An 11,755-nucleotide genomic window follows, 5' to 3' on the forward strand; every position below is an offset into this window, starting at 1 on the left:
TCGGCCGACCGCGCGGCCGGTGCCGTCACCCGGAGCGACCGGCGCCCCGGCGCAGCAGCTCCCGGAGCAGTACGGCACCGCATCCGGCCGGTGAGGGTCCGCAGGGGCGCGCCACGAGCGATGCCCCGGCCTTCCGTACGGCCGCCGCGCGCAGCTCCTGCACGCGCAGGACGGCCCGCAGGAAGGGCCGGTGCGCTGCGTCCGCGAGGTCGACGAGCGGCCGCGCCGCCTCCAGGGACGCGGCGGCGACGTCCCTCTGGGCGGCGACGAGTTCCGCGACCCGGGCTGCGCGCGGCGTTCGCGCGTGAAGGTCCCGGGGCGTCAGGCCGTGCCGGGCGAGCGCCTGGTCGGAGATGCCGATCCTGCCCTCGCGGACGTCCTGGGCGAGGTCTTCGAGGAAGTCGAGCCGCTGCATGGCCGTGATCAGCGCCAGACAGCCGCGCTCGAACGCGGCCGACGGGGCCTCGCCGTAGGGCGCCAGCAGGCACATGGACAGCATCAGGGCGGGGAGCGAGTACTCCTCGACGTAACGCTCGACGTCCTCCTCCGTGCCGAACCGCTCCCACGCCACTTCCAGGGCGGCTCCGTCGAGGAAGGTCCGTACGCGCTCGTGCAGCACCGGACGGCGGTCGACCGTCCACGCGAGGGTCCGGAGGACGGGGTGCGGGGACGCGCCGGTGGCCAGGGCCTCGTCCGTGAGGGCCCGCCACCGGCGCAGGGCCTCTTCGCGTTCCGCCGGATCGCCGCGGTCGATCCGGTCGTCGGTCTCGTGCATGAAGGCGACCAGGACGACGACGTCGGGCTGGAGCGGCGCGGGCAGCAGCAGCCGTGCCGCCGCGTACTCGGCCGGCGCGAACCGGCGCACCGCCCGGCGCTGTGCCGTGTACCCCCGGCGGGCCAGCGGGTCCCGGATGCCCGCGCGGTCGAGGACGCCTCCCCACATGTCCGGCCGCCTCAACCGGCGAGCAGCACGCGGGCGGCCCGGGCGAGGAACCGGGGATCGGTCAGCGCCTTCGGCGGCAGCTCCATGTTCACGACCCCCATGTACCGCGTGTTCACGGCGGAATCGCGCACGGACGCCTCGGTGAGCCTGTCGGCCACCCACTTCTGGACGCGGTGGCCGCGGGGGTAGGGGCCGGTGACGTGGGGCTGCGCGAGGTCGGCGGCCGTGGAGAGCTGCCAGGCGCCTTCCACGACGGCTTCGACCAGGCGGAAGTAGTCCCGGGCCGGGCTCTGCGGGAAGGGGGTGGAACGGAGGTGGGCGGCGAGGGCGTTGGCCGCCAGGGCCGCCAGGGTCAGGCCCTGGCCGTAGACCGGGTTGACGCTGGCCAGGGCGTCTCCCACGACGACGAGGCCGCCGGGGAACCGGTTCAGGCGGGAGTGCACTCGGCGGCGGCTTTCGACGAAGCGGTACGTCCTGACGTCGCCGATCATGGTGGAGGTGTCCGCCACCGTGCGGAGCGGGGCGACGCAGCGGCGCATCCGGCGGAGGAACTCCTCGGGGTCGGGCCCGGGGCGGTGGTCGGCGTAGCCGGCCAGGACGACCGACCAGCGCCCTCCCTCCACCGCCGCGAGGGCGCCGGGCTCGGTGAGGGCGGGCCGGTAGTCGCTCGCGGGTCCGGGGCTGGAGTGGGCGATGACGGTGCTGCCCAGCTCGTCGCCGCGGTGGAACACGGCGGTGGCGTATCCGAGGTCGATCCTCATGCTGTCGACGGGTGCCCTGTCCCAGCCGTGCCGGGCGAGCCAGTCCTCCAGCGGACTGTTGCGTCCCATCGCGTCGACCACGAAGTCGGCGTCGAACGTCTCCCCGGCCCCGCCGGTCCCGCCGTCGAGGGCCGCCGTGGTCACGCCGACCACGCGCCCCCTCCGGAAGACCAGGTCGGTGGCCTGCGCCCGGAGGAACCGCACGTTCGCGAGGGCGGTGACCCGGCGCCGCAGGTGGCTCTCCAGGAACGGCCGGGTGGCTCCGAGCATGCGGGCTCCGGCCGCCGGGGCCTTCAGGCGCCCGTCCAGGTAGAACCGCACGTCGTCGCCCTCGCCCAGGAGCGCGCCGCCCTTCACCAGCTCCTCGGTCGTCCCGGGGAACCAGCGCTCCAGCTGCGTGTGCCCCATGGAGAGCAGGGCGTGCAGTTGGTGCCGCTGCGGGACGCGCCGTCCGAGACCGTCCTCTTCGATGACGTCGGGTTCGATCACCAGGACGTCCTCGGCGTACTCGCTCAGCACCCGGGCGGCGAAGAGCCCGGCATAGCTTCCGCCCATGACGATGGCCCGCTTCACATCAACCCCCACCTCGGCACAACGGCCGAGCCCTCGAACGCTGTCGGCGACGCCGTGCTCCGCGTCGGCTGGTCAGGACACTATCGCGCGGCCGCCGGGGCGCTCCCGCGGGTCGATGTCACCGGCGGACACCTCGCGCAGCGCCGAGACGACCAGGGGGTGGTCCAGGTGAGTGGCGACGAGCAGGAGCCGACTCCGCTCGTCGGACGCGGCCGTGCCGTCGCCCGGGAGCGAGACGGCCGGGGCGTCCGGCGGGACCGGGCGCGCCTGTCCCGTACGGGCCGCGTGGGCGCGTGCGTCCCGGAGGCGGCGGCCGGCGTCGCGCAGCACGGCTGCCGTCACGACGGCCTGCCGCTCGGCCTCCGGGAGGGCCGGGGCGCCCGCGTCCACGTGACGCTCGACGGTCCCGGTCGCGTCGGCCGTCGTCCAGGCCCGCAGGACGCGCATGCCGTCGAGGATCTCGACCACTCTGCGGTGCAGCGTGAAGCGGACGTGGGACAGGCGCAGGCCCGCTTCGCCCGGGTCCAGCGCGAGGCGTTCGTCCACGTCCTGCACCGTGAGCCGCCACAGCGGCTGGAGGGTCTTGATGTCCCGCCGCTCGCGCAGCCAGGCGCTGACGGCGGCGCCGGTCATCCCGTAGCCGGTGAGGACCGCCGCCACGGTGCCGAACAGCGACCCCAGGGCACCCAGGTCCTCGAGGGCGCGGCTGCCCCCGCTCGCGACGAGGACGGCCGGGGCGTTGCACAGCACGTACCCGAAGCAGATCACCATCGACACGCCGAAGTACCGGACCGCGTGCTGGAGGTCCGGATCCGACGGGGTCGCGCGCCGGGCGAGCCGGGCGGTGCTGAGCGTGGCGCAGGACAGCGCGGCGAGGAACAGGGCCAGGAAGACGAGGACGAAGGGCTGGTCGGCGAAGTCGGTGTTGAACCGCATCGGATCCGCGGGGCGCCCGTCCAGATCGGCCGACCGGAAGGCGATCGCCATGGCCACGAGCACACCGCCGTACGCCCCGGCCCACGCCCGGGCGCGCCGGTTCACCGCGGCGCGTTCGCCGGGCGACGTGGTCACGGTCCACAGCACGGTGAGCACGTGCGTGATCGCGTAGCAGACGATGATCCCCGTGTACACCGGGAGCGTGGCGGCGCTGGGGCGTCCCGTGGCCTCGCCGAGCCCGCGGTAGCCGGCCGGGCTGGCCGCCACGTACACCAGGACCGAGACGGAGAAGCTCAGGGTGATCAGGGCCAGTGTGGCGGTCCGCTCCCGCAGGAGGGCGATGCCCTTCCACACGCTGATGAGCAGGTTGATCGCCGCCACGCCGAAGTAGACCGTCGTGGTCGTGTGCTCAGACACCGGCGCTCCTGTGCGCGAGGGTCGAGGCGACCGGCTCGTCCGCGCGCGTCGTGGACAGCTGGAGCCGTTGCAGCATGATCGTGGCGAACATCTCCGCCCCCAGTTCGGCCCGCTCGGCGTAGTGGGACCGGGTGAGGACCTTCAGCACGGCCCGGGGCTTGAGACCGGGCAGGAGCAGACGGACCGCGGCCTCGTCCATCTCCAGATCGTGGCCGCCGTCCTCCTCGGGGTGTTCCTCCCAGAGGTGGAAGAGCTCGTGCAGGGTGGCGTGCGCCCGCGTCAGCTCACCGGCCCGCGCGTCGACGACCACGTACTCCCGGTCGTGGCCCCGGACGCAGAAGGCGGACACCTCCGGGGGAAGCGGGACCTGGACGGTGATGATCCGTTTGCCCCGCTTCTCCTCGATCGCCCTGACCACCGCCGCCAGGTCACTGGCGCCCATGAGGCCGAGGTCGCGGTTGATCAGGCGTCGGGCCTGCCGCGTCGCCGCCCACAGGCGCCCCTGCTCACGCAGAGCGGCCCACCTGCGGGGGGCTCGCCGTCCGCGCGCGGCCGGACGGCGCGGCTCCTCCGGGGGCATCGTGCTCTCTCCTCGCGGTGACATCGGTTTCGGCGCGGCCGGGCCGCGCCGCGGTGGCTCAGCCCCAGTCGGGTTCCCTGGGCGAGGTCCGCTCCGCCAGCGGGGACGGCGCGCCCCAGTCCGGCTCGGCCGAGACCACGGACTGCGAGGCGGATCCTCCTGCCTGGACGACCGCCACCGGCCCGAAGGCCAGGGCGGCGAAAGCGGCGACTGCGGCAAACCCGGTGACGACACCGCGCACGGTTCGCACAAGCGGCTCCTTCGACTGCCTGCGGATCCGTTCCGCAGGATCTGGACGACTGACGGAAAGTTAGGCTTCCGTACCGGCTCGGCGCCCGCAAGGAATCAAGGGTGCCCATCGGCGCAATGCGCCTGTGGGCAGGGGGAGACTGTGAACGGACACGGCGAAACGGCCCGCGGGGACGGCGATCTGCGGCTGTCCGAGGATGACGTGCGGCTTTACTGGGACGTCCGGCGCGGGGACGAGGACCTCAAGGCGGACGACCCGCGGCTGGAGGACCTCCGGAGCGCCGGGATCGTGTTCACCGAACCCCTTACCGACCGGCCCAGCACCAGGCCGCTGCCGCAGGTCGAGCGGACGCTGATCCGCCGGGAACTTGACGAAGTCGAGCGCCTCCTCCAGCGCGTCAGGCGGATCCCGTCCGTCCTGGACACCCTGGACCAGGCCGCGTCCGGGAGCCAGCTCGACACCGGCGCCGTCGAGGTCGTCAAGGACCAGAGGGCCATCAACCACCTCCTGCACAACGCGATCGAGGCCTCCGCCACCATCTGGTCGTCCCAGACCCGGCCGAGGCATCCGGAGCGGCTGGCGGCGTCGGCCCTCCGCGATGTCGCCCTCCTGGCCGGAGGGGGCGTCCGCTACCGCAACCTCTACCCGACGAGTGCCCGCACCCGGGCTCCCGAGACCGACTACGCCAGGAGGACGGCCGAGACCGGGGCCGCCGAGAGCAGGACCTCCCCCCGCAGGTTCCCCCGCATGATCATCACCGACACGCTGGGACTGCTCTCGGACCGCCGGGTGGGCGAGGGGACCAGCGAACCCGCCGTCGTCGTCCGTGACCCGGCACTGCTGGCCTGGCTGCGGGACGAGTACGAGCTCCACTGGGAGGCGGCCGACCCCTGGTTCCCGGCGCCGGCGGACAGCCCTAGCGATCGCGAGCTCATCGAGCGCGACATCCTCCGGATGCTCGCCGGGGGCAACACCCGCGAGGCCATCACCCGCACGCTCGAGATCAGCCCGCGCACCTACACGACCTACATGGCGGCCCTGCGCGACCGCCTGAGGGTGAGGACGAACGAACAACTGATGTACGTGCTCGGCAAGCGGCACACGGCCGCCGACGCGTAGCCGGAGGTTCGTGGCGCAGGTCTCCCCGGCCTCCTCGAAGGCGGTGCCGAGACGCTGGTGGCCCGGCCCCGTGCGGGACAGCGGCTCGGCGCCGGGTCGAGCGGCTCACCCGGACGGCCACGGGCGGGCGCACGCGCACACCGGTCGCACACGGGATCGTTAGGACCGGCCGAAAGGGGCACTAGACGGTGACGTGACCGGCCATCCACCTCGGAGAGCAGCAGATGACAAAGACGCGCGGGAAGCGGACCGACGGGAGCGGCGGCTCCGCCACGGGGCACCGGCCCGGACTGCGGCGCACGCTCACCACTCCCCTGCTGTACTTCTTCATCCTCGGCGATGTGCTGGGCGCCGGGGTGTACGTGCTGGTGGGAGAGGTCGCCGCCGCCTCCGGAGGCGCGGTGTGGGTACCGCTCCTCGTCGCTCTGGCGCTGGCCCTGCTGACCGCCGCCTCCTACGCCGAGTTGGTGACGAAGTACCCGCGGGCCGGTGGCGCCTCCCACTACGCCACGCGGGCGTTCGGCCCGACGGTCGGATTCGTCGCCGGGTTCTGCATGCTGGCGGCCGGCGTCGTCTCGGTCGCCGCTCTCGCCCGCGGCTTCGCCGGAGACTACCTCGGTGTCTTCGTCGACCTGCCCGTCGCACTGGTCGCGGTGGCCTTCCTCGTCCTCCTGGCCCTGATCAACGCCCGGGGCATCAAGGAGTCCACCCGCGCCAACGTCGTCGCCACCCTGATCGAGGTCGGCGGTCTGGCCGTCATCGTGGTGCTCGGAGTCTGGTTGTCGCTGCGCGGGGAGGGCGATCCGGGGCGCCTCGTCCGGCTCGGTACGCCGGAGGAGGGCGCGGCGGCGGCCGTGCTGAGCGGATCCGTCCTCGCCTTCTACTCCTTCGTGGGCTTCGAGACCTCGGTGAACGTCGCGGAGGAGACGAGGGACCCCCGGCGTTCGTATCCGCGTGCTCTGTTCGCCGCGCTCGCGACCGCCGGGGCCGTCTACGTCCTGGTCGGCGTGGTCGCTTCGGTGGCCGTGCCCACCGACGTCCTCGCCTCGTCCAGCGGTCCCCTGCTGGAGATCGTCAGGGTGGCGGGCGGTGTCCCCCTGTGGCTGTTCAGCGCCGTCGCCCTGGTCGCCGTCGCCAACGGGGCGTTGCTCACCGGGATCATGTCCTCGCGCCTGGCGTACGGGATGGCGCGCGACGGGTTGCTGCCCGCCGCCCTGACCCGGGTGCTGCCCGGCCGCCGCACCCCCTGGGTCGCGATCGTCGCCACGGCCGTCCCCGCCCTTCTGCTGGCCCTGACCAGCGGTGTCGCCACTCTGGCGTCCACCCTGGTGCTGCTGCTCCTGACGGTCTTCCTGATCGTGAACGTCGCCGTCCTCGTTCTGCGTTCCGACACGGGCGAGCCCGGCCACTTCCGTGCCCCGACCGTCCTGCCCGTCCTCGGCGCCGGATCCTGCGTACTGCTGGCCACCCAGGTCGAGGCCGGGGTGTGGCTGCGCGGCTCGGTGGTCCTCGCCCTCGGGGTGCTCCTCGCCGCCCTCGCGGCCGGGCGGCGCCGTCGATCGGGGGCGGGGAGGGAAGCGAAGGACTGAAGCACGCCGAGACGGGCCGGGCGTCCCGCCGTACGACCGTGGTGTCGGCCGTCACCGGTTCGCCGTGGCGGCCGCTCTCACGCACGACCCGGCGGCGGGGTCGGGGGCGCTTCCGTGCGTCCGGCCGCTGCGGACGCGGGCTCCGGGGAGGAGGGGCTACGGGCGCCGGACCGGTCGCGACGCGGAAGGACCGCGTTCGCGAGGGGTCCGGCCGCGGTGCTTCACACGGATGCCAGGGGCGCCGCGGGGCGCTCGATCCGTTCGACGTCGTTCAGGAAGTCCATCTCGTCGAACGGAGTACCGGCGTAGAAACGCTGCCACAGATCGGCCACCTCCGAAGGCCGTTCCAGCAGGGAGAGGTGGTCGGTCTCCTTGACCGTGGTGAACCGTGCCCGGGGGAAGAGCCCTGCCACCCTGCGACTGTCCGAGGGCGGCGTGAGGGTGTCGTACTCGCCGGTGAAGGCCAGGCAGGGTACGTCGGGCAGCGGTCCGGAGGCGTACACGCCGTGCCGGAGCACGCGGTCGCTGTGCTCGGCGTCCATGCGCAGTTCGTGCGCGGTGCGGTCCATTCCCTGTCGGCGGAGCATACGGGCCATGACGTTGCGCTTGCGCACGGGGCCGAGCTCCGCGGGCGCCGTGAACGCCGCCACCATGCCGGAGGCGTAGCCGACGCGGTCTCCCCGGCGGAGCATCTCCGTCCATCCGGCGACCGCCGCCTTGAAGTTGTCGGGCACCACCAGCGTCGTGCCGGCCAGGATCATGCTCCTCACACTCTCCGGGTGGCGTTGCGCGAAGCGCAGGGCGACGTTGCCTCCGTAGCAGGCCCCCATCAGGTGCACGGCGGGATGTCCGAGACCGGTGACCATGTGGTGGACCGCGTCGGCCAGGAAGTCCAGGCCGTAGGCGGCCGGCAGGAAGTCGGCGGATCCGTAACCCGGCAGGTCCACGGTGATCACGGCGGTCGTCGGCGTCAGCCGCGGTTCGTGCCTCACCCAGGTGTAGCGGTCCTGTGCGGAGCCTCCCAGGATCACCACCGGCACGGAGTCCGGCTCGGCCGGCGATCGCACGACCCGCGCGTCGTAGGCGAAGCCCTCGTACGACAGTCTGTGCTCCGTGACCGTCTCGTTCGCGGTCGTCCCGCTGACTCCCTCTGTCACCACAGGTCCTCCTCGTCGTCTGTGCTTCCGGGCGTGGACGCGCCGGGTTCGACGGCTCCCGCGGAACCGACGCCGTCGGCCGCGACGGCGGGCCGGGTGCCGTGCGGCCGGCTCCGGCCGGTGAGGGCCGGGTCGGTACGGCCGTCACGGAACGCGAGCGGGGTCCTGTCGTCGCCGCTCCCGCCGCCGCGCGCGTCGATCCCGCGGGACGGCCCCCGCGGTGGTGTCGGTGCGACGACGGTCTCGAGGGCGTCCACGCCCTGTGAACGACTTCGGTCTGATCCCGTCACTGCGGTACCGGTCTTCCACGGACGGCGGAGGCGCCTTCGTGTCCTCGTGGGCGGCCGCGTCGCCGGAGGGCGTCGATCAGTCGGCGAGACCGAGCCTCGGTCCGCCCCTGTCCCGCAGCCGCCTGAAGAAGGCGAGCACGCCGGCCGAACCGCCGGCCCAGGTGGCGCTCGGCCGGACCAGACCGGTGTCCGGGAACACGGGCCGGGACCACGTGCCGCCGCTGCGGCTCAGGACGAGCACGGCGACGGTCTCCGCCGCGTCCCAGAACTCCTCCTCCCCGGAGGCCTCCGCGACGTCCACCATCAGTTCGCCCACTCCGGCCAGTCCGCAGCACTGGGTGACCAGCGGCATCCGTGGTGCCAGTGCGGCGCAGGCGCGTGCGGCCCGCTGGGCGAGAGTGAGGTACTCGGGTTCCTCCAGGTGCCGGGCGGCCCGGACCAGTACGGTGCCGATTCCGGCCAGGCCGCGGCACCAGGAGCCGTAACGGCGTGTCGCTCCCGGTGCGAGGGCCGCCGAGACGACATCCGGCGTCACGGCGGCCAGGTGGGCGGCGGCCCTTCCGGAGCGGTCGATCACGGCCCGGTCCCCGGTCGCGGCACCGTGTTCGAGCAGGAAGCAGACGACACCCGCCTCGCCGTGCGCGAGGCCCTCGCGGAGTGCGGCGGCGCCGGTCGCGTCGGAGCCGGTCGGCGTCAGCCGGGCGGCACCGGACGCCAGCATCCGGTCGCAGTCGGCGGCGAGGGCGAGGTGCCGGTCCGCGGCGTCCCGGTGGCCGGACCGAAGCGCGTGCCGGGCGAGTGCCAGTCGGCCCAGGCCGACTCCGGCGGCGCCCGCGATCAGGTCCGCCTCGGGGGGCCCGCCGTCCGGGGCGCGGTCCGGCAGGGCGGGGCGGCCGGGGCGTACGTCCGCTCCCGCGGCCGTGAGGAAGAGTTCGACGCCGGTGTGTCCCGTGTAGAAGCCCGGCGGCAGGTTTCTGGACTGTCGTGCCGTCCACCGCGCCAGGTCCTCGACGGCCGGTCGTACGCGAGGACGGTGCAGGTGGTGGAGGAGTTCGAGGCCGAGTCCCGAACTGCCGGCGTAGACGTCGATCGGCGTGGGGGTGTTCCGGTGCGCGGCCCGCACCGGGTCCACGATCCCGTACGCCTCGTCGACGCAGAACGCGGTCGTGTGCGCGATGATCTCCTCGATCAGGCTCTCGTCGATCCGGGGTCGCGCGGGCGGGCGGGAGACGGCGGTCGTGCCGGTGCGCAGCCGGTCGGCGGCGGCTGTGCGCTCGGCCGGGGCGAGACTCAGCAGGCCGGTGACGACCGAGCGGGCCCGTCGGTGGGCGCGTCCGGGCAGTGCTCGTGCCAGGCAGGCCAGGGTCCGGTCCCGGTTGATCCGGTGGTCGGCGTCGACGACCACCGGGTCCAGGCCGGTGGCGGCGAAGAACAGGGTCGCGCCGAGGGAGTAGTAGTCGTCGGCGGGCGTGGCCGGACCGGTCGCGCGCAGGACCGGCTCGCCGTATCCGGGGGTGGCGCCTCCCGGACCGGTGCCGTCGAGCTCACTGATCCCGAAGTCGATCACGTGGCAGTGACCGGAGGCGTCGAGCACGACGTTGTCGGGCTTGAGGTCGCGGACGACCACGTTGCGGCCGTGGATCGCGTCCAGGACGCGGAGGAGCCGGGCCGCGAGGCCGGAGAGGGTGCGCGCGGGCCGGACGTCGTCGTCACGGTACGGCCCCTTCTCCTGGACCTCCCGGCGCAGGTTCCGGTCGCCGCAGTCGCTCATGACCAGGTACTCGTCCGCGTGGTGGCCGAAGTGGTCCAGTGCGCGGGGCACGCCCGCCACGCCGTGGAGGGCGGTGAGGACGGTGCGTTCGTTGCGCAGCCGGTCGCGGGCGTCCGCGCCGGATTCGTCCTCGCCCACGAAGGCCCTCGCCTGTTTGACCACCACCGGCCGGTCGAGGGCCCGGTCGACGGCGCGGTAGACGTTGCCCCGGGGTGCGCGCACGATGCCGGTGGTGACCGTGTAGCGGCCGTCGCCGAAGCCGGGGGCGGGTCGTTCGGCGTCGTGTCCGGAGCCGGTCGCGAAGGGGTCCTCGGCCCAGGGCGGGCACCGGTAGCGGCCGACGGCCAGGCCGTCGAAGATCCGGCCGTCCGGTCCGGTCATGACCGATTCGAGCCGTCCGCTCCTGCCGGTCCGGTAGTCGCCCGTGAAGGGGCCGTAGCGGTAGTAGACCGGCGCCCGCGGGTCGACCCTCCGGTCGCTGAGGACCCGCGGTCCTTCCCGGCCGCGCAGCACGGCGACGAGTTCGCGGGCGACCTCCACCGCGGTACCGGCCAGGGGGTAGACGGTGAACGCCTTTCCGACGGCTCCCCCGCTCGGCACTCCGGAGTTGATGCGGCGGAGCGTTTCCGGGTCCCGGACGAACTTCGCGTGACAGACGTGCCGGCGCAGTACCGGCAGGACGAGTTCCGTCACGGCTCCGAGGTCACCGGGCCGCGTGGAGACGTGGAGTTTCCAGCCGTGTTCCATCGCCGGCATGCGCGGATCGTTCAGGTACGACCACGTGTCGTCGGACCGGACACCGCGGCCGGCGATGGAACCGGACACCGCTACGAGTTCAGATCACAGGCGAAGCGGGTGGTCGCGGTCACCCAGGGATCGGCGAGACACGCGGTGTGCTCGCGTTCGCCGCGGTCGTCGTCCTCGAACACGATCGTCTCGTCGTCGATCTCCAGCGGTCCTGCGTCGCGGAGTTCGCCGTCCTGCAGAAGATCCGGCGCGGCTACGGGCATGTGACGCCTCCATGTCTTGTCGTGCGCCGGAGTGAGCCGGCGAGGGTGCGGGCGGGTGGGCCCGCCGGGCCAAGGGCGTGCCGCACAAAGCTAGGAAGGGTCCGCCGACCTGACAAGAGGTCAGCTGGCCTTTCCGGGAGACCGGTCGGCAATGGCCGGTATTCACCCACACGGCGGTTTCCCCATATCGGTACGCCGGGGCGGAAGGGCGGACGCTCGCCGCACTGTGCCCGAGGCGGGAACCGGAGGCGGGGTCGGCACTGTCGGACGGCGCGCGGCGGACGGTGTCCGGGTTGCGGTGGGTTCAGCCGGCGCTGCCGGTGCCCTCGGTCTTGTCGGCAGTTGTCCACCAGGACATC

At 73.5% G+C, this 11,755-nt stretch carries 11 protein-coding genes; 2 read left to right on the plus strand and 9 right to left on the minus strand.

All coding sequences use genetic code 11. The features are described 5' to 3' along the window. Positions 1-25: 25 nt before the first annotated feature. The 5 genes from ACFY7E_RS25860 to ACFY7E_RS25880 form a co-directional block, all read right to left on the minus strand. Positions 26-943: a squalene/phytoene synthase family protein gene (locus tag ACFY7E_RS25860; protein WP_389488713.1), complete on the minus strand. Its 918-nt coding sequence runs from the start codon at positions 941-943 to the stop codon at positions 26-28. A gap of 11 nt (positions 944-954) precedes the next feature. Further along, positions 955-2,277, minus strand: a complete 1,323-nt coding sequence (locus tag ACFY7E_RS25865; protein ID WP_389488715.1) for an NAD(P)/FAD-dependent oxidoreductase — start codon at positions 2,275-2,277, stop codon at positions 955-957. 72 nt (positions 2,278-2,349) lie between these two features. After that, the gene (locus ACFY7E_RS25870) at positions 2,350-3,630 is read right to left on the minus strand and encodes an MAB_1171c family putative transporter (protein ID WP_389488717.1); all 1,281 of its coding nucleotides are present in this window, start codon (positions 3,628-3,630) and stop codon (positions 2,350-2,352) included. Beyond that, positions 3,623-4,210, minus strand: a complete 588-nt coding sequence (locus ACFY7E_RS25875) for a hypothetical protein (protein WP_389488719.1) — start codon at positions 4,208-4,210, stop codon at positions 3,623-3,625. The genes ACFY7E_RS25870 and ACFY7E_RS25875 overlap by 8 nt, the downstream gene beginning before the upstream one ends. 58 nt (positions 4,211-4,268) lie before the next feature. Beyond that, entirely contained in the window at positions 4,269-4,460 is a 192-nt protein-coding gene (locus tag ACFY7E_RS25880; protein ID WP_389488722.1) for a hypothetical protein, read from the minus strand. Positions 4,461-4,661: 201 nt separating this feature from the next. Here ACFY7E_RS25880 and ACFY7E_RS25885 point away from each other — a divergent pair, with 201 nt between their 5' ends. Beyond that, positions 4,662-5,579 (plus strand): LuxR C-terminal-related transcriptional regulator, encoded by a 918-nt coding sequence (locus ACFY7E_RS25885; RefSeq protein ID WP_389488725.1) that lies wholly within the window; start codon positions 4,662-4,664, stop codon positions 5,577-5,579. Between the two features lie 224 nt (positions 5,580-5,803). Continuing rightward, the gene (locus tag ACFY7E_RS25890) at positions 5,804-7,168 is read left to right on the plus strand and encodes an APC family permease (protein ID WP_389488727.1); all 1,365 of its coding nucleotides are present in this window, start codon (positions 5,804-5,806) and stop codon (positions 7,166-7,168) included. A gap of 221 nt (positions 7,169-7,389) precedes the next feature. On the opposite strand, the gene ACFY7E_RS25895 is transcribed toward ACFY7E_RS25890, so the two are convergent. From ACFY7E_RS25895 to ACFY7E_RS25910, 4 genes are all read right to left on the minus strand, one after another. Further along, a complete protein-coding gene (locus ACFY7E_RS25895) occupies positions 7,390-8,325 on the minus strand; it encodes an alpha/beta fold hydrolase (RefSeq protein WP_389488729.1) in 936 nt (311 codons plus the stop codon). Continuing rightward, positions 8,322-8,582: a hypothetical protein gene (locus ACFY7E_RS25900; RefSeq protein ID WP_389488732.1), complete on the minus strand. Its 261-nt coding sequence runs from the start codon at positions 8,580-8,582 to the stop codon at positions 8,322-8,324. The genes ACFY7E_RS25895 and ACFY7E_RS25900 overlap by 4 nt, the downstream gene beginning before the upstream one ends. A gap of 109 nt (positions 8,583-8,691) precedes the next feature. Then, positions 8,692-11,211, minus strand: a complete 2,520-nt coding sequence (gene lanL / locus ACFY7E_RS25905) for a class IV lanthionine synthetase LanL (protein WP_389488734.1) — start codon at positions 11,209-11,211, stop codon at positions 8,692-8,694. Positions 11,212-11,213: 2 nt separating this feature from the next. Then, complete coding sequence (locus tag ACFY7E_RS25910; RefSeq protein WP_389488736.1) at positions 11,214-11,396, minus strand: SflA family class IV lanthipeptide; 183 nt, start codon at positions 11,394-11,396, stop codon at positions 11,214-11,216. Between the last annotated feature and the right edge of the window lie 359 nt (positions 11,397-11,755).

The sequence above is a fragment of the Streptomyces sp. NPDC012825 genome (assembly GCF_042900925.1).
Classification (GTDB): domain Bacteria; phylum Actinomycetota; class Actinomycetes; order Streptomycetales; family Streptomycetaceae; genus Streptomyces.